Origin of the sequence: Bifidobacterium sp. WK041_4_12 (genome assembly GCF_041080795.1) — a bacterium.
Classification (GTDB): Bacteria; Actinomycetota; Actinomycetes; order Actinomycetales; family Bifidobacteriaceae; genus Bombiscardovia; species Bombiscardovia aquikefiricola.
Genome location: NZ_CP129674.1, coordinates 565,311 through 587,311, shown reverse-complemented (window position 1 = coordinate 587,311; position 22,001 = coordinate 565,311). Strand labels below are relative to the sequence as shown.

The window sequence follows — 22,001 nt, the reverse complement described above, 5'->3', positions numbered from 1 at the left end:
TTGTCTCTTGGCAGGGGCTATCAGCATACAAGCGGTTTGAATCGACGGATTCAGGCGGGCTCCATCGCCTGACAACACGATATCACTCAACTATGTGAATGCTGATGGTATACTCTCACCTTGTCGTATTGTCTTCTGGCGATGGAACCCGCCGAGATGACAGGTCTCCATGAGATTCCCGTCATCTGAACCGCACATGCTGATAGTTCCTACGTTACGGGTAGTGCTCGGTTCGCCGGCCGTCCAAGCTCAGATGCTCTACCCACATGCGAGGGAGAAACAGTTTGCAAGACACACATGATGATCCAGAACACAGCTTCGGCAAGAAGCATCCACGGCTCCATGCCGCTCCGGCAGTATTCGTCGGAGGCGTGATAGGCACTGCGATACGAGCAGCGTTAAGCGAAATGCAGTCTTCGAACTGGACATGGCCATGGGTGACATTCTGCATCAACATGGTTGGTGCAGCGCTGTTGGGATTCCTTCTTGAGTATCTTGCAGGCACCGGCAACGATGTCGGCGCTCGTCAGACATTCCGTCTCTTCGCCGGAACCGGTGTCATCGGCGGTTTTACCACCTATGGGACCTTCATTCTCGAGACAGACACGAGGCTTCTGGGGGCACATCTGCTCGTTGGACTGTCATATGCGGCAGTAAGCATCATCCTTGGCTTGGTCTTCGCTGGATGCGGGGTCAAACTTGCGTCGCTTTGCGTCCGCCAATTCAGTCGAAAGGTTGGCGATAACCGATGAACACACAATCCGTGCTGACATTCACCTTCATGGCACTGTGTGGAGGCGTGGGAGCCGTCTGCAGATTTCTTGTGGACTCCACGGTGAACAAGCGCAACCGGCTGAACTTTCCACTGGGAACCATCGCGGTGAACATATCAGCATGTCTGCTCCTTGGGCTGCTCACGGGATGGGTGTCATCGTGGAATGCAGCGGATGCACAGACCATCAGATTCATACTGGGCACCGGTTTGCTTGGTGGATACTCCACCTTCTCCACGGCCAGCGTCGAAGGATACCGTCTCATTCAGCACCAGCATCCTCTGCGCGTGCTCGTCCATACTGGGGGGATGCTCATGATCTGCCTTGGTGCAGGAATCCTTGGCATATGGTGCGGCTCCCTGTAATACCTGCATAATATCTGCATTCCCTCAGCCACTGCTTGGAGTCTGCTCCGGAGCCTGCTCCGTTGAGGCATCTGTCGATGACGGGATAGGCAGATCGAGCATGGCGAAGATAGCTTTTTGAGCCAAACATTCCATATCAAGATCGTTTTCCAGAAGCCATTGGATCTGCAACCCATCCAGCAGGGCTTGCAGCAAGCGTGCAACATCCTCTGGAGGAACCAGTGGCGCAACACGATGGGAAGCATAGAGCGTGGCAACGGTCTGACCGACCAGAGCACGTTCGATTGTTCCCCGCTCCTTGAAATACTTATAGGCACAGCTCTCAGGGTCTGCGGCCTTGACTGACATGTGTGCATACAACTCGACAAGCCCTGGTGTCTTCTGATTGTGCGCTATGATGGCGAGCGCATGACTCACCGGGTTATCGTCACTCTCCGGCTGAACAGTCACAGGATCCTTCAGATTCTCTGGAATAAGCCTGCTCGCAGCCAAATCCGTCGCATCTCGTTCACGCAGCACCTGGACGAGCAGATCATCAATCGAATCGAAGTAATGAAGCACACCGGCCTCAGTGATCCCCACAGCCTTCGAAATCTTCGATAACGTTGTCTGATCGAACCCTTCGACGGCAACAATGTTCAGGGCCTCGTCAAGAATCTGCTTTCTTCTGGCCTCACCCTTGTGATATGTCCCGCGCGTGCTGCTCGCCATAAAACGATCATTCCTCACTATTGCTAGTCGAATTCCACAAATCATAGATTACGCCATGCTTCATCACAATCAGGCTTTGTGGCTGAGAGAACAAATTGTGTCGGCCGGCACCTGTGTTGCCGAAAAGCAATCATGCATCATGCGTCATGCATCATGCGTCATGCATCATGCATGCGCTGAGCATCTCTCGTGCCCCGCCCTGACTGAAGAAGCGTTGCCTCGTATGCCTTCCTTCGCCTGTGCTGTGCGCATGCGTGCAGGATCAGAGCACCAATTGAAGCCGACAGCAGCGATCCAACAAGTATCCCGATCTTGGAATCATCATCTATGCTGCTGTGCGCGCCAAAGGCAAGCTCGCCAATCAGCATGGAAACCGTGAAACCAATCCCTGCAACGAATCCCATGCCTATCATCTCCGACCAGCGCAAACCTTTCGGCAACGAGAGCACCGGCAGCCGGGTGAGCAGAAATGTGGTCCCCGTTATGCCAAGCATCTTGCCCAAAGTCAAGGCAACCACGATTGCAAGCGTCACAGGTTCTTGAAGCCGCAATGCCAGTCCAGCCCAACCGTCTACATTGACACCCGTCGAGAAGAAAGCGAAGATCGGGACAATCAGCAGCTTCGAATAGGGTGCAAGCTTTCTCGCCAGCATTCCAGCCATCGAATCATGACCCTTCCACGGTGCACTTGCAGGAACGCATAGTCCCAGTGCCACGCCGCAAATAGTTGGATGAATCCCTGAAGCATGCACGAGCATCCAAGCGATCACTGCCAGTGGAAAAGCAATGAACGGCGACGAGATGCCCTTCCTGAGCAGGAACGCGAATAGCGCGAGCGCACCCAATGCCAGCAGCAAGGGCAATACATGAATGCCCGCCGTGTAGTAGACAGCAATGATGGTGATGCCAATCAAATCGTCAACAACGGCCAAGGTCAGTAAGAATGTGCGCAACTGATGTGGCAGACCCCTGCCGACCATGGCAAGAATCGAAACGGCAAAGGCAATATCCGTAGCCGTAGGTATGGCCCATCCCTGCATTGCCTCTCCACCGATTGGCATGATCGCAAGCACATATATAACCGCCGGACAGACCACTCCGCCACATGCGGCAGCAACTGGCAGAATCGCAACCTTAGGATCACACAAGATTCCTGAAGTACATTCTTCCTTCAGATCAAGGCCGACAGTGAAGAAAAACACTGCAAGCAGCCCATCGGTAACCCATTCCCTGAGCTGCAACTGCACACCCAAGGCACTGAATCCGAATGTGAAGGAGCCAAGATTGTCGTAGAAATTGCGCAGAGGAGAGTTCGCAACCACAAGCGCAGCCACTGCAGCAACGAGCAATACGATGCCCGCACCGACATCACTCGCATCCAGGCGCTTCACACTTCTGGCGATTACTCGCAGTGCCCTTGAAATCATTGAAATTCCTTCAACTGTGGTGAATGTGGGCAAAGAATCCGGCCCTTTGGTGGCAATGAATGCAATGCAGCACTCACAGAAGTCCGATTGTGCTCACCTTGCAATCGTATCTGATTGCCGCTTCACCGGTGTCGCCGTTGTCTGTCTCAGCATTGTCTGTCTCAGCATTGTCTGCGAAGCTTGGCGCGGCCGCTCCACTCAGTGCTGCTCAGTGCCACTCGGTGCTGCTCAGAGCTGCTCAGTGCTGCTCAGAGCTGGCGAGAACGCCAAGCCCATCCAGAGCGTTCAGATCCAAGACATGCTCCCATGGGGCAATCGCCCCCTGAACCACATGGAACAGCGGGTTGCTGCCGACTGGCATGGCGACCATGTTGCGATACGCCTTTGCATCTCGCTGCGATTCCTTGACCATGAGCAATCGCCATTCATAGGCCAGCTGTTCATCGGAAACATCAATCGACATCTGTGGATTCGGTGTCTCAACAATGCGTTCCCGGTTGAAATGGTAGCCACGCCTATCTGCCTCATCGGCAATGTAAGCAAGGAACGTCGCAATGGCTACCGTGGAGTCCGCCGTCTCTCGAAAGCGGGTGAGCTGCGGATGATGCACATATCCCTTGGTTTTCCCCAGCAATACAGCCTGAGCCAGCAGGGATTCTCTCCAGCACGCCACCAATGCCTTGACATCGAGGGCAGCGGGGGTTACGCTCCACATTCTCATATCTCCTCCAGACGCAACCATGATACGCATGTGGTCGCTTCTTGCAAGAACGTAGCGTGCGACAGATCGTCGATGTTGATATCGTAGAGTCAGATATTCACAACAGTTAGATCACCACGATTTCAGCGACAGGAGCATGATGACCAATCAATCCGCACCACATGATGAAGATGACATCAATCAGTCAAGCAATAACACACAACCGCAGGGACAGAACGGATATGGCGGGCAAGGCAGCTACTCAAACCCGAATGCCTATGCTGGGCAGCAGGGTCCCTATGCGCCCGGGAGCCCGAATTCCCAGTATCAGGCATCCAATCCAGCAGGAGCCGGGCCATACTATGGTCAGAACAACCAGCATGCGCCATATGCCCAGAACGCCCAGTATGCCCAGCAGAATCCATACGTGCAGGCCGGACAGAACCCCGGATACAACGCATACGGACAACCGAACTGGCAGGCCAACCCATACGGTGCACGAATCTCAACAAAGTCGAAGATCGTTGCCGGGCTTCTCGCTATCTTCTTTGGAGTATTTGGCGTCCATAACTTCTATCTGGGAAGAACCGGACGTGCAGTCGCACAGCTGCTCATCAGCGTTCTGACCTTCGGCATCGGTGCGGTTGCAGTGGAAATCTGGACGATAGTCGAGGGCATCTTCATTCTGGCCTCTCATCCCGGAAGCCAATGGCATCAGGATGGAGAAGGATACGAGCTGCAGGACTGACCTTCTCTTATAAAGCGCGACTCCGTGGCCAGACTCACGGACTTATGCGACTGCTTCAAGGAGCATCACATAGCCTTGGCGAACACACCCATGCATAGGGAAATGTGACCTATGCCATATTGTTCTCAGGGTGAATGAGTGGTCAGTAGGCATATCGGAGCTTAGAATCTTCTTTTGAAAACTGACACGCTAGTTGAGGAGTATTCATGGCCAAACTTACCGATGAAATGAAGCATATGATCGATGATGGCGTTGCCTTCATCGCAACCGTTGATCACGATGGCAATCCAGATATTGGACCAAAGATGTCCATTCACGTCGTTGACGACAATCACATTGGATATTATGAGCGCACTGCAGGTCAGCATTACCGCAACATCACAGACAATGGCCGCCTGATCGTCATGGTCGTCGATACCGCCAAGAAGGTCGGTTTCCGCTTCCACGGTCCTGTGACCTTGCATAGCGATGATGATGTGTTCAACAAGGCGGTCGCCTTCGCTGACGAACATGGAACCAAGCACCCCGTTACCGTTCCCATCATGGAAATCACCCGCATCGATAGCCTTGCACCTGGCGCAAACGCCGGCAAGCCCATCGAGTAGTCCTTCCATAGCCGTGCCTCTTCTTACAAACTTTGCGTGGGCTCGGCTACTGTTCGAATTCACGTATGAGATGTTATGAAGTCATGGCTCATCACCTGGCTGGTGATGGATGCAAACCGCTCTCGACCAGTTATTGCGGATTCACGCAACTGGTTCGGAGCGGTTTGTTGTATTGCGGGATGGACGAAACTTAAGAAAGTCTCTCAATAGTTGAAGAATGGTCCTCAGACCAAGCAATGAGGAGAGATTGTGTCGGGAGTCATACAGGCGCTTGCATTGTTAGCTGTGCTGCTCGGCGGCTATGGGCTCAAGCGTGCGCGCATATTTGGTCCCAACGATTACAAGGTCATGGAAGGCGTCGTTTTTGACTTCACGCTTCCCTGTGCAATCATCTATTCATTCGCGACCAGCGACCATCATCTCAACATGCTCTGGATCTCGCTGTTTGGCGTCATGTCAAGCTTGATCCCGCTACTGACGATCTTTGCGACTTCTCGTCACATGCAGATTCGCAACCGCGTCTTCATGATGCTCAACGGCTGCGGCATGAATGTCGGCAATTTCTGCCTTCCAGTCATCACCGCGTTGTTGGGGCAGGGAGCGAGCATGTCGGTTATCATGTTTGATATCGGCAACTCTCTGATGATGTGTGCGGGCATGTACGTGATGACCACGGCGCTTCTGCATATTCCTCAACAGGGTCATGTGAATTTGAATAATGTTGGCAACGTTGCCAAGCTCCCCTATCACCGGCTCACTGACCGCCATGCCCGAGGTCTGCGCCGGAGGGCTACGGTTCGCAATGTGCTGCGCAGCTTCTATACTTCAGTCCCCTTCGACACCTATGTCGTGATGGTGTTACTTATGGTCATTGGGGTGCATTTGCCTGGGTGGTTTGCGAATTTTTTCGGACCTGTCGCCAATGCCAATGGTTTCTGCTCGATGCTGATGGTTGGCATGCTGATGGATCTTCCGGCATCCGTCGAAGATTTGAAATCCGTGTGCTCGGTTATTGGATGGAAACTGCTGTTTGGCATAGTGCTCGGTTTCGCGGCTTGGTATCTTCTGCCGTTCGAGCCACTGGTCAGAAAGGCGGTGGTACTGGTATGCCTCGCTCCAACCGCAGTGTTCAGCACGCTTTTTACGGATCGAGTTCTTGGCAACGCGAAGCTCGCTGGCTTCACCCTCGCCAGCACCGGAATCCTCTCACTGATGCTGATAACGATACTGAACGAGTTCATTTCAGTCTGATTGACCGCATTTTTCACCAAGACTACGAGTTTTGCGGCAATTTCAAAGTATCAATGACGGTTTTTGGCTTTTTAGGGTCCTTATTTTGCCCCGAATCGACTTTTATACTTGGAAATTGCCGCAAAACTCGCAATCACAATAACAACTACGGCAGCTTTTGGGCTTATGACCTTATTTCAGCAGCTTGTCATCGATGAACGGGACGATATTTCGTATGGCCTGCCCGCGATGGGATATCGCGTTCTTCTGCTGAGCCGACATTTGCGCCGATGTGAGCTTTTCGTCTTTTTCGCCCGCACGCGCCTGCCCCGGCTGATCATCGGGGACGAAAATAGGATCATACCCAAAACCATGCTCCCCCACCGGAGTGTGATTGATGCGTCCCTTCATGATTCCATATTCAACATGCTCATATGTTTCGCTGCTGGCTCCCGACGCAGGAATCACCAAGGCCATGGCACACACGAAACGGGCTGCACGCTTGGAATCGGGAATATCCTTCAGTTGCGCAAGAAGCAGTTGCAGATTCGCCTCATCATTGCCATGCACGCCGGACCATCGTGCAGAAAGAATTCCCGGTGCCGCACCCAGAAAGTCAACTATCAAACCAGAGTCATCAGCCAACGCAGGGCAGCCAGTTCGAGACGCCACATCGCGCGCCTTGAGCAAAGCATTTTCTTCGAAGCTCGTTCCCGTCTCGACAGGATCAGGCAATCCAAGCGACCCAGCGGTAACCAATGCAACAGTCTCGCTGCGAGATCCAAGATCAGCCTTGAGAATCGACTGAATCTCAACGAGCTTACCTTCATTATGCGTTGCAACTATGAGTTTCATCGTGGCTTCTCTCACATCCTGTTTGTTTCATCTCTTCTGATGGATTCAATGCATCGAGTCTTGAGTAATGGGTTCTCAGTACCGGGACTTCCATCCATGCGTCATGCCCACCCAAGCTTGACACAGCGCTCGTGCGTCAGAGTGCTTGTTCCAAAGCCTGTCGCTGGGCCTTCTGCAACGCCTTGTTACCCTTCGTTGCCAGGTCGAGCAGAGTTCCGAGCTCTTCACGATTGAATGGTCGATGCTCAGCGGTGCCCTGAATCTCAATGAACGCGCCCGAACCTGTCATCGCTACGTTCATGTCAGTCATCGCCTTGCTGTCTTCGACATAGGGCAGATCGAGCATCGGAGTCCCGTCAATAACACCGACGGAGACCGCTGAGACCTGTTCCTTCAGCACCTTCTTGGCGTTGCGGATGCGATGATTCTTCTCTGCCCAGCTCAACGCGTCAGCGAGCGCAACATAGGCGCCGGTGATGGAGGCGGTGCGTGTCCCACCATCTGCCTGCAACACGTCGCAGTCAATCTGAATCTGATGTTCACCAAGCGCCTTCATATCGACTACCCCGCGCAGGCAACGTCCTATCAGACGGCTGATTTCATGGGTGCGCCCACCGATCTTGCCTCTGACCGACTCTCTATCGGTACGGTCGCTGGTAGCTCTCGGAAGCATCGAATATTCTGCGGTGACCCATCCCAGCCCTGACTCCTTGCGCCAGCGCGGCACCGTCGAGGTGAAGGTCGCCGTGCACATGACGCGCGTATTACCGCACTCGATCAGCACAGATCCTTCTGGCACATCGGTCCATCCGCGTGTTATCTTCACCGGTCGCAAGTCATCGACGGTTCTGCCGTCTGGACGAATAATCTGAGATTGATTCAACATGTCTTGTATTGCTGCCATCGTCAAGCCTTCTGCTCGTTACCTACTGGTATTACTTTCGTTCATCCTGTTCAGACGCTATCTTTCAAAGCCGACAAAGCATCGAGAGCCATGCTTCACAGACTCCAGCCATTCAAAGCCATGGCCTTGATCCCCAATCAGTCCTGCTCAAGACACCGTCAGTGGCGTCTTTTTCGGAAGGATACGGTCAATCACAAAGAGCAACAGTCCCATGACAAAGAATGCGAGCGCATAGGTCACGATGTTGATGCCAAACTGCTGCCATCCCAAGGCCTTCAGATCGATGAACCCGTATGGGTATGGATCCTTGCCGGGGCCTGCATTCGGCCAGATTTGGGCTCGAATCACGACAAATGCCACATAGAAGGGGAAGTAGGCCAGCCAGCTCAACGAGTAGTGCCACTGATAACGGCGATGCGGGTCAAAGAGCACGAAGTCGATGCTTGCCAAGATTGGGGCAATGATATGAACCATCGTTGACGTCATCATGCCGTAGAGATGCGTGGTGGTCGCCGGATCAGCCGGAGGCAGTATCAACCAGGCAACCAGCCCGGTGATGATGATATACAGTGTCAGGCAACCCTTCAGCCATGCGGGCGGCTGAATGCCCTTCAACAGCGATGCGGCACCCGCCCACAGCATGATAAGGCCAAGAACGGCATTCGTTTCAAAAGTGAAGTAGACCCATTTACTGCCAATTCCCAGAAGCCAGCCTTCATATGTTCCAGAAAAACAGAAAAATGCAATAATCAGACGGTATATGCCCACAAAAAATCTCATACCGAAAGCATAGCCCACGCTTCAGCCCAGCGTTCGCGGCATCATCGCCTAGTCTGAGTACTCTTCAGTAATAGCGATTAATAGCGCTTCTCAGAAAAAAGTGGGGATTAAAATGGCCGCTTCTCGTGGATTCACCGACGATTATTCGCCGGCTTTGATGACTGACATGTACGAATACACCATGCTCAATGCAGCATTGAAAGATGGCACGGCAAACCGCAACTGCGTGTTCGAAATCTATACGAGGCACCTGCCTGAAGGCAGACGTTACGCCGTGCTCGCAGGAACCGGCAGGATTCTCGACGCTCTGGCGCACTTTCATCTTTCCGACGATGATCTAGCATTTCTGAGCGACAACAAGGTGATCAGCAAACAGTGCGTGAAGTGGCTTGAAAACTTCCATTTTTCTGGAACCATTCGCGGATATCGCGAGGGAGAGATGTTCTTCCCAGATTCTCCGATACTTCAGGTCGAGGGCAGCTTTGCAGAATGCACGCTGCTGGAAACACTGCTGCTTTCCATCTTGAACTACGACTCTGCTGTGGCTTCGGCCGCATCTCGCATGGTTTCCGCAGCCGGCAATCGTCCTTGCATGGATATGGGCGGACGCAGGGCCAATGAATGGGCTGCGGTCAGCGCAGCGCGTGCAGCAGTGGTCGGTGGATTCAAGGGAACCGCAAATCTGCTGGCTGCCAAGCTGTATGGTCTGCACGCCATCGGCACGGCCGCGCACAGCTTCACCCTGCTGCACGACAGTGAAAAGGAGGCGTTCACTTCGCAAGTAGACGCTCTTGGCGTGGGAACCACGCTGCTCACCGACACCTATGACATTGAAAGCGCGGTACGAACGGCCGTCGAAGTCGCCGGGCCTGCATTGGGAGGCGTAAGAATCGACTCTGGCGATCTGGCTTCCCTTGCCCAGCGCGTTCGCAACCAGCTGGATGCTCTGGGAGCCACCAACACGAAGATTACGGTGACCAACGATCTGGATGAATACGCCCTTGCCGCACTGCAGACCGCTCCGGTTGACTCCTATGGCGTCGGCACCATGCTCGTCACAGGTTCGGGAGCTCCCACCTGCGGGATGGTCTACAAACTGACCGAGCGCGAGAACAGCGCAGGCATCATGCAGCCCGTTGCCAAGAAGTCCAAGAACAAGGGCAATGTGCCAGGACGCAAGCTCGCATACCGGTCATACGAATATAATCTGGCTGATTGCGAACATATCATCGCCGGTTCGGAGGATCAGCTTGCAACCTATGAACCCAAGGAGGGTTGGCGCAATCTCTTGGTCGATTATGTCGTCGACGGTGTGGTGAATAGCGAATATCAGGGCAATGATGCAATCATTGCAGCCCAGGAGCATCGCACTCAGGCCTTGTGCGAACTGCCGATAACCGCGCAAAGCCTGATGAAGGGTGATCCGGCAATTCCAACGGAAATCACCTTGCTCTAGAACACATGCAGACCAATCCCGCATGTATAATTTCACACGGCAACAGGCATGCATGAATTGGGCGTGGCGCGGGCATATTTGGACACGCACAGTTGGACGCGCATGATTGGGCATGCATGATCTGATGCACTTATCCAACACAATGAGGTGAATCATGACACAGCAAGCACAACCAGCACCACTAGCACCACAGTCGATCCAATACAGCAACGGCCATATAGAGCCGAGGGAGAACCGTTACGGCGCGATGCACTATCATCGCGCCGGAAACAGCGGCCTGAAGCTGCCGCAGGTTTCGCTCGGACTGTGGCACAATTTTGGCGATGCCGCTGCACTGGATAGCATGGAAGCCTTGATCTATACGGCTTTCGACAACGGAATCACCCATATCGATGCCGCCAACAACTACGGCCCCTCGAATGGCAGTGCCGAACGCAACCTTGGCCGCATACTCGCTCGCGGACTGAAGCATTACCGGGACGAACTCGTCATCAGCACCAAGGCCGGCTACCAGATGTGGAATGGTCCTTATGGCGATGGTGGAAGCCGCAAATATCTGCTCTCCAGCCTGGATCAGAGTCTCGAACGGCTTGGACTCGACTATGTCGACATCTTCTATCATCACCGCATGGATCCGGAAACGCCACTGGAAGAGACCATGGGGGCTCTGAATACAGCCGTCAAAAGCGGCAAGGCTCTCTATGTCGGACTGTCAAACTACGACGGCGCAACCATGGCACGCGCTGCAGAAATTCTCGATGAACTGCACTGCCCGTTCATCATCAATCAGAACCGCTATTCGATATTCGATAGAACCATCGAGAACAACGGGTTGAAGGCAACGGCAAGCAAGCTAGACAAAGGCATCATCACCTTCAGCCCGCTTGCACAGGGCCTGCTCACTGACCGATATCTGCACGGAATCCCTGCTGACAGCCGCATTGCTCGTGATGGACGGTTCCTGAATTCATCCGCAATCAACGACGCTACCGTGCACAGCATCAGTGAACTCAACGCAATCGCTGCAGAACGTGGCCAGAGCCTTGCAGAGATGGCACTCGCATGGATTCTTAAGGACGGACTTGTTACGAGCGTGCTGATTGGGGCTTCGAAGCCGTCACAGATTCTCGACGACATCGGCGCATTGAAGAATACAAGTTTCAGCGACGAGGAGCTGCAACGGATTGATCGGATTTCAGCACCACTCGAATCACACTGAGTTCACTGGGCTCACCGAGTTCACCGAGCCCACAAAGTTCACTGAGCGTATGTCCCGATTACTGCTGGCAGGTAAGCTGCCGGTCAGTGGTGCATTTCCTCATAGATGCGCTTGCAGTCGGGGCATACGGGATACTGCGAGGGATCGTGCTTCGGCACCCACACCTTGCCACACAATGCCACGACCGGTCTGCCGTTGAGCCTTGACTCGGCAATGCGCTCTCTCGAAACGTAATGGGCAAACCGGTCGGCGTCACCATCATCAGACTTCTTCGTCTCTTCTTTGGTTTCAGGACGTTCCAGAACGGCAGTTCCGGTGGACTGGTCAGGATCGGACAGCGGCGACTCAGTATCGAGGTCATTCATTATGCGCAACTCTTCAGCTGCTGATTCAATCATCATGCTCATAGCTCTATCTTAGAAGCAATTCGCGATGGCATAGCTCATGCTTGAAGAGAAATCAGCTCGGACGGGCATGTCGTGCCGTGTCTTCCATGCCACGACATGGCGTCAAACGCGCTACTCTGTTTTATATGACTATTGCAGTATGCCCAGGCTCATATGACCCCGTGACATCGGGGCATGTGGATGTTATTGAACGATGCAGCAGATTCTTCTGCGAAGTCCACGTTGTCGTGGCGGCGAACGCGGCGAAAGTTCCACTGTTCTCCGACGAGGAACGAGTGCAGATGATTCGCAAGGCATTGGACGACGACGGATACAACAAGGTGAAGGTCGTTGCCACAAGCGGATTGATCACCGATTATTGCCTGCAGGTCGGTGCATCGGTTATCGTAAAAGGACTACGGCAAAATGGCGATTATGAGGCAGAGCTAGGGATGGCCCTGGTGAACCGCAAGCTTGCTCAGGTAGAAACGCTGTTTCTTCCAGCAGATCCGATCCGTGAGCATATTTCCAGTTCGATCGTCAAGGATGTTGCCAGGCATGGCGGTGATGTTACCGGCATGGTTCCTGATGGTGTTGTTCCCATGCTGCAGCAGGCACTTACCAGCGAAAAGAGTTCGATATGACAGATAGCACAGAGAACGACGATACGGGCGAGTCTCAGGTACGCCATGTTGCGGATTCGTTGCAGGCAGCCAACGCTGCCCCAACCCCTGAATCACCAGAAGCGTCCGACTCTTCCAAGGGTGCGGAGAACGGTTCGGAACAAGCTCAGGACAATCCGGCGGGTGCGATGCCAAGCCCCGCGTCTATGCCAAGCACTGCATCAGCGATGACTTTCCCTGCCGAAGCTACCGCTTCAGGCAACGACCCCTATGCGGCATTCCGTCCTCATGCTGCAAGCACGGATGACGAAGCCACGGGATTCGTGCCTGCGGCACCCTCGGATTCGAAGTCCACACCGCTTCCCTCGCCCAATCCGAAGCCTCTGTTTTCTCCCGAATCGCTTCCTGACATGAGCGAGCGGCACGAAAGCCAGCCATTCAATGGCGATGACGAAGATTCGTCACATGCTGAGTTCACCACCGTCTATGACATCATCGATACGATGCAGCAGATGCTTGACGAGGCCAAGGGTGGTCTTTTCACGCCTGGAATGGTGAAAATCGACAGGCATGAGTTCTCCAACAGCATAGTCGAACTGAAGAAGATGCTGCCGGTACAGCTTGAGCGCGCATCCGCTTTGATGCGAGAATCCGAACGCAGGCTGCGCAATGCTCGAACACAGGCGAATGCAATCATTGCAAGCGCTCAGAGCCGCGCAGCGGATACGGTGCGGGAGGCCAAGGAACAGGCCCAATTCCTTGCCGGACAGGAGCATGTGGTTGCCATTGCAGAGCAGAAGTCGAAGGTCATTCTCGACACGGCGCGCGCAAAAGCGTCTACACTCTCTTCAGGAGCTGATCGCTATTCCATCAGAGTGATGAATGACTTGGACGAACAGCTTAACAAGATTCAGCAGGATGTTCAGGCAGGACTGAGAGTTCTCGAGGAACGACAGCAGAAGGCGCAGCAGGAATCTGAGCAGCACTAGCAGCGTAAGCGGCAATAACGCGGACAGATACGGGATGGCTGCGGCATGTGGTGTCGATTGTGGCTGCCTTGCTGAACGCACTATGTGTTGAACGCATGGTCTTGTTGAACGCATGGTCTTGTCGAATATGCGGTTGCATACGCTGTCTTGCTGATTGTATAGACGCCGGAGGGAAATGATATGAGTAGACCAGAAGATTCACCGTGGTCGATCTCTGTGGCACAGGTGGCCAGCAGAGCAGGGCAAAGCAAACCCGTTGACCTTGATTGCCCCGCGCCGAGTGGTATCGGCGACCGGATCATCGGTGTCGATGAAGGGTCACACGTTCGGGTGCAGGGAAGCTTCGATTCCATCGCCGATGGGCTCATTTTTAACGCGCAGATCACTGCGCCTGTGCACGCCGAATGCATTCGCTGCCTGAAACAGATCAGCAAGGACTGGCATGTCAATGCGATGGCCTTCTTCCCCTACAATGCGGAAGTGGCAGGACGTGCAGCGCTGAGGCAAACTTCCGCAAGTCGTGACGAAGACCTTGACATTGTTGCAGAGGATGACGAATCGGAAGATACATATCCTCTCTCGGCAGGTTCGGCTTACGCCGATGTTGAAGCCTTGATTCGCGACAACCTCGTCGAGGCACTCCCCCTGCAACCCCTATGCCGCGAGGATTGCCTGGGACTATGCCCACAGTGTGGCATCAATCTGAACGATAATCCCGATCATCACCACGATGTGACCGATATGCGCTGGGCCGGTCTTGAAGGCTTGAAAAAGCAGCTTGAGAACGAGCACGACGACTGATAGGCGCACGCGGCGAGGGATACCACAGCACAGTGCGCTGGCATCGAGGACTTCAAGATGACAAAATCCTCACCATGCGCTAGGATACTGAACGCTTAAGCACTATCGATTAATCGAAATAGAGGAAATTATGGCACTGCCAAAGTATAAGACTTCGCGCGCAAATACCCATTCGCGTCGCGCCAACTGGAAAGCATCGGCAACACAGACTGTAGCCTGCCCTAACTGCGGTGCAGCAACGCTGCCGCACATGGCATGCCCAAGCTGCGGTTCATTCCGCGGCCGTGTCTATCAGGATGCTGTGAAGTCAGTTTTCAGCAAGTAATGAAGAGCTTCGATGCTCGTCAATGAAACCCTGCCATCGACGGGTGGCGGGGTTTTTGCTTCTTTTCAGGAGGATTCATGTCTCAGCAGGAACGGATGTCATCACCAGAAGCCAACGGAAACTCGGATAGATTGAATGCCACGGTTCCCGTTGACTCTGCAGAACAAGCACACGACCGTATCGAGCAGCCGAAGGCTCCCACAGGGCCTGATGCGCTTCTGGAGGCGCTGGGATGCACCGTGAGTCCAGAATTGCTGGTTCATGCCCTGACCCATCGTTCATTCGCCAACGAACACCATGGTCTGCCGAATAATGAACGACTCGAATTTCTTGGCGATGCCGTGCTTGAACTCGTATCCACCGAAACGCTGTTCAGCATTCATCCTGACATGAATGAAGGTCAGCTTGCCAAGATGCGAGCAAAAGCCGTTTCCGAGGAAGCGTTGTCTGCAATAGCACGTACCAAGCTGAAACTTGGACCGTACATTCTTCTTGGAGTAGGTGAGTCGGCAAGCGGCGGCGCGGACAAGTCATCCATTCTCTGCGACACGGTCGAGGCCTTGATTGGTGCCGTGTTCGTCGAGCATGGCATCGAAGGCGGCCGCAAGGTCGTTCATCGACTGGTTGACGACACCCTGGCCGAAGTTGCCACCGAAGGGCCCGCACTCGACTGGAAAACTTCGCTGACCGTGAAGGCTCATCATATGGATCTCGGAGAGCCTCACTATCGAATGAAGGTGTCAGGGCCAGAATTCCAACAGATTTTCACAGCCGAGGTCATGCTTGGCGATTCCACCGAAGTTCTTGCCAGCGCCACAGGAAGCAGCAAGCGCAAGGCTCAGCTGGCGGCGGCTGAGGTCGCGTGGAAGATTTTGGACGCAAAGAAGAGTCAACAGCCGTCCCAAGCATGAGTATGTGCATCGGATTGCGAGTTTTGCGGCCTTTTTTCAGTAGACAGTGCTGAAAACGTTGATTCGGCAGCTGCAGAATGCGGTTTTTGGACGTTGATACTTCAGAATTGCCGCAAAACTCGCAATCCGACCGACGATGAGGCTCCAAAAAGGCTCCGGGGCATCGCGGCTATCCGCTATATGACATATCAGCGATTTTCAGCCTTCGGTAACCTACACTAGGATGAATGCAAAAGTGCGCGTCATCTGGCTTCACCACGATACGTTGGAATCACAAGTTCCACGATCAGCAAGCATGCTGGCGTTCGAAATTCCGCGAAACAATTTGGACATGTGTACGTGGCTCGCGTACATCTATGTGAGAGGAAATCATGGCTTTGCCCACGCCTCTACAGGCATTCAGTGGGGTTCCCAACACCCCAGACGATTCAGCTAACCATTCTGCAAAAACTTCCGTCAGCAGCTCCAGCAGCATTGGCGAAACGATGACCGGTGCACAGGCACTGGTGCGTTCGCTGGTCGATCTAGGCGTAGAGGATGTCTTTGGCATTCCCGGTGGATACATTCTGCCCGCCTATGATGCGATCAATGATGACACGGGCTTCCGCTTCATACTGTCACGTCATGAACAGGCTGCAGGCCACGCTGCGGAAGGCTACGCCGTAACCACTGGTCGTGTTGGAGTCTGCCTGGTGACATCCGGTCCTGGAGCGACAAACATGGTTACCCCCATCGCGGATGCCATGATGGACTCAGTCCCTCTCGTCGTCATAACCGGCCAGGTCAACGTTTCTTCCATAGGAACCGATGCGTTTCAAGAGGCGGACATCGTGGGCATCACGTATCCGGTTGCGAAGCATTCATTCCTGGTGACCAATGCCGAGGATGTTCCTCGCGTGCTCACGGAAGCCTTCTATATTGCAAAGTCCGGACGTCCCGGACCTGTGGTCGTGGACTTGACGAAGACTGCCCAGACAGGCGAAATGCGATATTCCTGGCCGCAACGCATGATTCTTCCTGGTTACAGTCCAACCACCAAGGCACACGGACATGTGCTGACCGATGCCGCCAAGCTTTTTACCACTTCATATCGCCCCGTACTGTACGTGGGTGGAGGAGCCGTGAGATCCAACGCGTCACGCGAGGTCAAGCAACTCTCAGAACTCACCGGAGCACCTATCGTCACCACGCTGCAATCGCGAGGCATAGTGCCCAATGCCGACCATGCTGTGCTTGGCATGCTCGGCATGCACGGCACTGTGGCAGCAACTGCAGCGGTGCAACGCTGTGATCTGCTCGTCGCCATCGGCGCGCGCTTCGATGACCGTGTCACCGGCAATGTCGCTGAATTCGCACCTGCTGCCCGCGTGATCCACATCGATATCGACCCTGCCGAGATTGGCAAGAATCGTCATGTCGACGTGCCTATCGTCGGCGACGTGTCTCAGGTATTGGATGATCTCATTCCAGAAATTGAGCGGCTTCAGAGCGTCCATGGACGGCCTGAGCTCGATTCATGGTGGAAAACCATTGATAACTGGCGCGAGAGCTATCCATTACGTTACGACGAACCCACAGATGGCAGTCTCGCACCCCAGTGGGTCGTTGAGCAGCTTTCCGCAAAGGCATCTCCTGATACGATCTGGGTTTCCGGTGTGGGACAGCACCAGATGTGGGCCAGCCAAATCATCGATTTCAAGAAAACCCAAACCTGGGTTTCATCAGGCGGTCTGGGAACGATGGGCTATGGCCTGCCAGCAGCCATCGGGGCCGAAATCGGATCTCAACGCGACTTTGCCAGCAAAAAGCCAGTATGGCTTATCGACGGCGACGGCAGCTTCCAGATGACATCAGAGGAATTGGCTGTAGCTTTCTTCGAGCACACACCATTGAAAATAGCCATTCTGAACAATTCCGTGTATGGCATGGTCCGCCAATGGCAAACGCTGTTCTACGACAAGCACTATTCGAAGACCAACCTTGAGGACGGTCTCGCCGGTGAGCACGATGAATCGGTTGCCGACATCCCTGACTTCGTGACATTGGCGAAGGCTTACGGCTGCCTCGGCATCCGCGCATTCACGAAGGAACAGGCATTGGAAGCAATCGACCTTGCCAATGCGACCAATGATCGCACCGTGATCATTGACTTCCGCGTATGGAAGGATGCGATGGTCTGGCCGATGGTTCCAGCCGGGCACTCCAACGACGACGTGATGTATAAGCCTGGAGTAATGCCTCTGCACCACACACCGGAGCAGCATGACACAGCTCTGGAATCGAACGCAGATGCAGCGGACTCCACAACGACCGAGAAGAAAGGCTGAGCATCATGGTGAATTATCCAATATCGCAGATCGGCTCCGGCCGTCATACCTTGTCCGTGCTTGTCGAGAATCGGCCAGGCGTGCTCGCTCGAGTTGCTGGACTCTTTGCCCGACGTGCGTTCAACATCAATTCGCTGTCAGTTTCTCCAACCGAACGCGATGATATTTCGCGCATCACGGTTACCGCCGATGTCGAGGCCGTACCGCTTGAGCAGGTCATCAAGCAGCTGAACAAGCTGCTGCACGTGCTTAAGATCGTCGAACTCGATCCCGACAACACCGTTGAGCGTGAGCTGGTGCTTATCAAGGTTGCTGCGAATGAGCGCAACCGTTCCGACGTGCTCGAGATCGTCAAATTGTTCCGTGTGCGCGTGGTCGATGTACATCCTGAATCGTTGACCATCGAGGCAACCGGCGCGGGCGGCAAACTTGACGCACTGCTCGGACTGCTTGACAACTACGGCATCATCGAACTGGTGCGCTCTGGAGCCGTGGCCGTGACTCGAGGACCACGAGCCTTGAGCGAAAAGGTCATCGGTTCGACCGTCACCGGCCGGTAACCTGCTGCATTGGCTCAGAGCATGGAGACTCTGAGCCAATGCATTCCGCTTGACTCAAGCTGTATGAATCACACTGTACGACTCGTGCTGTACGACTCAAGCTGTGCGACTTATTCCGAACAGATTAGCGGAAACGAGAGTCCTCAGCCCCTTCGCTCAGTCCATTTCCTCGCTTAAGCTAAGCCATTCATCTTCGAGTTCGGCATTTTCCTTCGTAACGGCTTCGAGTTGTGCATTGAGCTTGTTCAGACCTTCGTAATCGGAAGGATCATGGTCGGCCATCTGCTGTTCGATCTTCTTCTTGCTGTCTTCCAATTTGGACATTTTCCGCTCAATTGCCGAGACACGCTTCGCTGCGTCGCGCTTCGCCATACGTTCTGCCTTAGCGTCCACACGGCTGCCATCGTCATCTCCAGCTGATGCAATATTCTCATCATTGCTGGCATCGCTGTCGGCTTGCGAATCAGCTTGATCGCTTCCCGATGCGATCAACTGCATGTAGTCATCCACACCTCCGGGCAGATGCCGCACCTTGCCGTCAATGAGCGCGAACTGCTGGTCGGTCACCCGCTCGAGAAGATATCTATCATGCGAGACGACAATCAGGGTGCCTGTCCATGTATCGAGCAAATCCTCCATAACCGCAAGCATGTCAGTGTCCAAATCGTTGCCTGGCTCGTCCATGACCAGCACGTTCGGTTCATCGAGAAGAATCAGCAGCAACTGCATGCGGCGCTTCTGTCCTCCGGAAAGGTCCTGAATGCGCGTCATGAGCTGCGCGGATTCGAATCCGAGACGCTCCATAAGCTGGCCGGGGGTCACCTCTTTGCCCTCGACGACGTAGCTTGTCTTATATCGGCTCAACACTTCTTTGATCCGATATTTTCCGAGCTTTTCCAGCTCATCAAGCCTCTGGGTAAGCACTGCGAACTTCACGGTCTTGCCAATCTTGACACGGCCTTTGGTTGGCTTCAACGTTCCGTCAAGAATGCGCAGCAGCGTCGATTTTCCGGCACCATTCGCTCCAACGATGCCGATTCGGTCTCCAGGCCCAATCAGCCAGGTCACATCGTTGAGAATGCGCTTGCCGGTCACCACAACGCTTTTCGCAGCAACAACATCATCGACAGAGGTATCTGTTGAACTTTCGACGCTTGCGACACCAGAGCTTGTCGTTGCATCCAAGACCTCGGGATCGTTGACAGTCTGCGCTGCGTTCGCACGCGCCTCGTCAACCGTAACCGTTACCGAAGCCTCGACGGTTGCTGCGGCATAAGGCGATGGAATCACATCGGATTGACTCTCATGCGTGTCTGCTTCTGCATAGATCTGCGTGACATGGGTGAGATCCACAACCTGCTTGCCGAGGCGTGACGTCGCCATCTGCCTGAGTTCCAAAGTGTTGCGCATGGGAGGAACATCGGCGATCAGCTCGTTCGCCGCCTTGACATGGAATTTCTGCTTGGTGGCGCGAGCCCTTGCGCCGCGGGTCAGCCAGGCGAGTTCTTTTCGTGCAAGATTGCGACGCTTGTTCTCTGCAACGCTGTTCTGACGGTCGCGCTCCACGCGCTGCAGCATATAGGCGCTGTAGCCGCCCTCGAATGGGTCGATGGAACCGTCATGCACTTCCCACATGCTTTCGCAGACTTCATCAAGGAACCAGCGATCATGGGTGACGAGCAGCAGCGCGCCACTGCCGTTCGACCAGCGGTTCTTCAGATGCTCTGCAAGCCAGTGGATCGTGACGATGTCCAGATGGTTGGTAGGCTCATCAAGCGCAAGAATATCCCAATCATGCAGCAGGAGACGGGCCAGGTCCGCACGCCTTCGCTGACCTCCTGAAAGCTCGCCAATCTTGGTATCCAAACGCAGACCACCAAGCAGGGCTTCAACGATTTCGCGTGACGAAGCATCTGCCGCCCATTCATAGTCTTCGCGGTTTTCCAGCGCTGCCTGACGAATCGTTTGATTATCGTCCAGGGGGTCGCGTTGATCCAGAAGTCCGAAGCTCAGTCCATTGCGTCTGGTGACTCGTCCGTCATCGGGTTGCTGCTGACCGGCAAGCAGCTGGAGAAGCGTTGATTTCCCACCACCATTGCGACCAACGATACCGATTCGATCGCCTTCAAAAACGCCTTGCGTCACATCGGCAAAGACGTTTGTGGTGGCAAAAGCAAGAGAGACGTGTTCTAATCCAAGGTCATAAACAGGCATGATGCTCAAATATAGCTCGACACGGGGTCAATCGCATGAATGTTCGCTGATTCTTGGCTCCTGAGGGGCTCTTCCAGCGAGACATTGCGAGTTTTGCGGCCTTTTTCAAGTATAAGGGCATGAATTCGTTGATTCTGGCACCTCATACTGCGGAAAATCAGCATTTATACTTGAAAAAGGCCGCAAAACTCGCAATGTCGCTCAAAAATCGTCTAATTGTCTTCCAAAAATGCGGAATAAGTGGAGCAGCGGGCAGCGAAGCCGTTGAATACGGAGTCGGCAAGGGGAAGCAGCTGAGGATTGTATTCGTTGAAGTCTGCAATCATCTTTTTCTTGTCGGATTTGCTCAGATCTCCCGACATGGTGGATTCCGAAAGCCATGCTTCAAGCATGGCAAGGTTCACTTCCATATGAAACTGCAATCCGAGCGCCGAAGCGAAGCGAAAAGCCTGAACCTTCGTCTTCTCGGAACGCGCTAGCAGCTGCGCCCCTTCAGGCAGACCAACGACATCACTATGCCAATGCAACACATTGACTTGCTTGTTCCACATTGAGAAATAGTCATGCTGGTCAAGTCGTTTGATCGGAGCGAATCCGACTTCCTCGACAGCATTGCTGCTGAGTTTTCCCCCGATCGCCGTGGCAATGATCTGATGTCCCAGGCACACGCCCAGAACAGGCTTGCCGACGCTCACCGATGCGCGCACCAATTTTGCTTCGGTCTTCAGTCCAGGATGGGCGTCAACATCGAGGGCTCCCATTGGCCCTCCCATGATCACAAGCCCAGACACTTCCTTGAAATCAGGCAAATCAGGCTTCTTCTCATCAACGATGTTCAGCGTTTGAGTCTCAAGACCGACATCTTCAAGGGTTTCGAGAATTCGACCCGGGCGTTCCCAGGGAACATGCTGGAGTATGAGAACCTTTGATTTTGCCATAGTATGTATTCTCTCACCTTCTCTAAACTGCACCCCAATGTAGTGTCTCTATGTGTCGCGGGCTTTCTTCCGAATTACGTTTGCGCGATGCGCGCAAGAGCTTTGGAGCGGTCCGCGTCGCCGATGAAACTATGTCGGCCAACGATAATAACCT

23 protein-coding genes and 2 riboswitches are annotated in these 22,001 nt (G+C 54.0%); of the genes, 14 read left to right on the top strand and 9 right to left on the bottom strand.

What is annotated here, in order from left to right:
- Positions 1-4: 4 nt before the first annotated feature.
- Positions 5-78: riboswitch (Fluoride riboswitch) on the bottom strand.
- 50 nt (positions 79-128) lie between these two features.
- Positions 129-219: riboswitch (Fluoride riboswitch) on the top strand.
- Positions 220-284: 65 nt separating this feature from the next.
- Entirely contained in the window at positions 285-752 is a 468-nt protein-coding gene (locus QN215_RS02510) for a CrcB family protein (protein ID WP_369344564.1), read from the top strand.
- Complete coding sequence (locus QN215_RS02505; protein ID WP_369344563.1) at positions 749-1,138, top strand: CrcB family protein; 390 nt, start codon at positions 749-751, stop codon at positions 1,136-1,138. The genes QN215_RS02510 and QN215_RS02505 overlap by 4 nt, the downstream gene beginning before the upstream one ends.
- Before the next feature lie 24 nt (positions 1,139-1,162).
- Here QN215_RS02505 and QN215_RS02500 read toward each other — a convergent pair whose 3' ends face one another.
- From QN215_RS02500 to QN215_RS02490, 3 genes are all read right to left on the bottom strand, one after another.
- The gene (locus QN215_RS02500) at positions 1,163-1,849 is read right to left on the bottom strand and encodes a TetR/AcrR family transcriptional regulator (protein ID WP_369344562.1); all 687 of its coding nucleotides are present in this window, start codon (positions 1,847-1,849) and stop codon (positions 1,163-1,165) included.
- Positions 1,850-2,007: 158 nt separating this feature from the next.
- The gene (gene nhaA, locus QN215_RS02495; protein ID WP_369344561.1) at positions 2,008-3,276 is read right to left on the bottom strand and encodes a Na+/H+ antiporter NhaA; all 1,269 of its coding nucleotides are present in this window, start codon (positions 3,274-3,276) and stop codon (positions 2,008-2,010) included.
- Between the two features lie 238 nt (positions 3,277-3,514).
- Positions 3,515-3,991 (bottom strand): pyrimidine dimer DNA glycosylase/endonuclease V, encoded by a 477-nt coding sequence (locus tag QN215_RS02490; protein ID WP_369344560.1) that lies wholly within the window; start codon positions 3,989-3,991, stop codon positions 3,515-3,517.
- A 142-nt stretch (positions 3,992-4,133) separates the two neighbouring features.
- Between QN215_RS02490 and QN215_RS02485 the strand changes: the two genes are divergently transcribed.
- The 3 genes from QN215_RS02485 to QN215_RS02475 all read left to right on the top strand — a co-directional run bounded on the left by QN215_RS02485 (position 4,134) and on the right by QN215_RS02475 (position 6,580).
- The gene (locus tag QN215_RS02485) at positions 4,134-4,724 is read left to right on the top strand and encodes a TM2 domain-containing protein (protein ID WP_369344559.1); all 591 of its coding nucleotides are present in this window, start codon (positions 4,134-4,136) and stop codon (positions 4,722-4,724) included.
- Between the two features lie 206 nt (positions 4,725-4,930).
- Entirely contained in the window at positions 4,931-5,329 is a 399-nt protein-coding gene (locus QN215_RS02480) for a pyridoxamine 5'-phosphate oxidase family protein (protein ID WP_369344558.1), read from the top strand.
- 249 nt (positions 5,330-5,578) lie between these two features.
- Positions 5,579-6,580, top strand: a complete 1,002-nt coding sequence (locus tag QN215_RS02475) for an AEC family transporter (protein WP_369344557.1) — start codon at positions 5,579-5,581, stop codon at positions 6,578-6,580.
- Positions 6,581-6,751: 171 nt separating this feature from the next.
- On the opposite strand, the gene rdgB is transcribed toward QN215_RS02475, so the two are convergent.
- The 3 genes from rdgB to QN215_RS02460 all read right to left on the bottom strand — a co-directional run bounded on the left by rdgB (position 6,752) and on the right by QN215_RS02460 (position 9,098).
- Positions 6,752-7,414, bottom strand: coding sequence for an RdgB/HAM1 family non-canonical purine NTP pyrophosphatase (gene rdgB, locus QN215_RS02470; RefSeq protein WP_369344555.1), 663 nt, complete (start codon positions 7,412-7,414; stop codon positions 6,752-6,754).
- Between the two features lie 136 nt (positions 7,415-7,550).
- Positions 7,551-8,318 (bottom strand): ribonuclease PH, encoded by a 768-nt coding sequence (gene rph, locus QN215_RS02465; RefSeq protein ID WP_369344554.1) that lies wholly within the window; start codon positions 8,316-8,318, stop codon positions 7,551-7,553.
- A gap of 147 nt (positions 8,319-8,465) precedes the next feature.
- The gene (locus QN215_RS02460; protein WP_369344553.1) at positions 8,466-9,098 is read right to left on the bottom strand and encodes a Pr6Pr family membrane protein; all 633 of its coding nucleotides are present in this window, start codon (positions 9,096-9,098) and stop codon (positions 8,466-8,468) included.
- A gap of 112 nt (positions 9,099-9,210) precedes the next feature.
- Between QN215_RS02460 and QN215_RS02455 the strand changes: the two genes are divergently transcribed.
- Together QN215_RS02455 and QN215_RS02450 are read left to right on the top strand one after the other, a co-directional pair.
- Positions 9,211-10,554 carry a nicotinate phosphoribosyltransferase gene (locus tag QN215_RS02455; RefSeq protein WP_369345037.1) on the top strand — a complete coding sequence of 448 codons (1,344 nt, stop codon included), beginning with the start codon at positions 9,211-9,213 and terminating at the stop codon, positions 10,552-10,554.
- A 247-nt stretch (positions 10,555-10,801) separates the two neighbouring features.
- On the top strand, positions 10,802-11,773 hold the full coding sequence (locus QN215_RS02450; protein ID WP_369345036.1) for an aldo/keto reductase: 972 nt from the start codon (positions 10,802-10,804) through the stop codon (positions 11,771-11,773).
- Positions 11,774-11,856: 83 nt separating this feature from the next.
- On the opposite strand, the gene QN215_RS02445 is transcribed toward QN215_RS02450, so the two are convergent.
- Positions 11,857-12,138, bottom strand: coding sequence for a DUF3039 domain-containing protein (locus QN215_RS02445; RefSeq protein WP_369344552.1), 282 nt, complete (start codon positions 12,136-12,138; stop codon positions 11,857-11,859).
- 167 nt (positions 12,139-12,305) lie between these two features.
- On the opposite strand from QN215_RS02445, the gene coaD reads away from it, so the two are divergent.
- From coaD to ilvN, 7 genes are all read left to right on the top strand, one after another.
- A complete protein-coding gene (coaD, locus tag QN215_RS02440) occupies positions 12,306-12,803 on the top strand; it encodes a pantetheine-phosphate adenylyltransferase (protein WP_369344551.1) in 498 nt (165 codons plus the stop codon).
- Positions 12,800-13,771, top strand: coding sequence for a cell division protein (locus QN215_RS02435; RefSeq protein ID WP_369344550.1), 972 nt, complete (start codon positions 12,800-12,802; stop codon positions 13,769-13,771). The genes coaD and QN215_RS02435 overlap by 4 nt, the downstream gene beginning before the upstream one ends.
- Positions 13,772-13,951: 180 nt before the next feature.
- Entirely contained in the window at positions 13,952-14,572 is a 621-nt protein-coding gene (locus QN215_RS02430) for a DUF177 domain-containing protein (protein WP_369344549.1), read from the top strand.
- Positions 14,573-14,702: 130 nt separating this feature from the next.
- Complete coding sequence (gene rpmF, locus QN215_RS02425; protein ID WP_369344548.1) at positions 14,703-14,897, top strand: 50S ribosomal protein L32; 195 nt, start codon at positions 14,703-14,705, stop codon at positions 14,895-14,897.
- A 77-nt stretch (positions 14,898-14,974) separates the two neighbouring features.
- Positions 14,975-15,808 carry a ribonuclease III gene (gene rnc / locus QN215_RS02420; protein WP_369344547.1) on the top strand — a complete coding sequence of 278 codons (834 nt, stop codon included), beginning with the start codon at positions 14,975-14,977 and terminating at the stop codon, positions 15,806-15,808.
- 371 nt (positions 15,809-16,179) lie between these two features.
- On the top strand, positions 16,180-18,135 hold the full coding sequence (locus tag QN215_RS02415) for an acetolactate synthase large subunit (RefSeq protein ID WP_369344546.1): 1,956 nt from the start codon (positions 16,180-16,182) through the stop codon (positions 18,133-18,135).
- Positions 18,136-18,140: 5 nt separating this feature from the next.
- Entirely contained in the window at positions 18,141-18,695 is a 555-nt protein-coding gene (gene ilvN / locus QN215_RS02410) for an acetolactate synthase small subunit (protein ID WP_369344545.1), read from the top strand.
- A gap of 156 nt (positions 18,696-18,851) precedes the next feature.
- Here the strand turns inward: ilvN and QN215_RS02405 are convergent, their stop codons facing one another.
- Together QN215_RS02405 and QN215_RS02400 are read right to left on the bottom strand one after the other, a co-directional pair.
- Positions 18,852-20,909: an ABC-F family ATP-binding cassette domain-containing protein gene (locus QN215_RS02405; protein ID WP_369344544.1), complete on the bottom strand. Its 2,058-nt coding sequence runs from the start codon at positions 20,907-20,909 to the stop codon at positions 18,852-18,854.
- 212 nt (positions 20,910-21,121) lie between these two features.
- On the bottom strand, positions 21,122-21,847 hold the full coding sequence (locus QN215_RS02400; protein ID WP_369344543.1) for a type 1 glutamine amidotransferase: 726 nt from the start codon (positions 21,845-21,847) through the stop codon (positions 21,122-21,124).
- Positions 21,848-22,001: the final 154 nt, after the last annotated feature.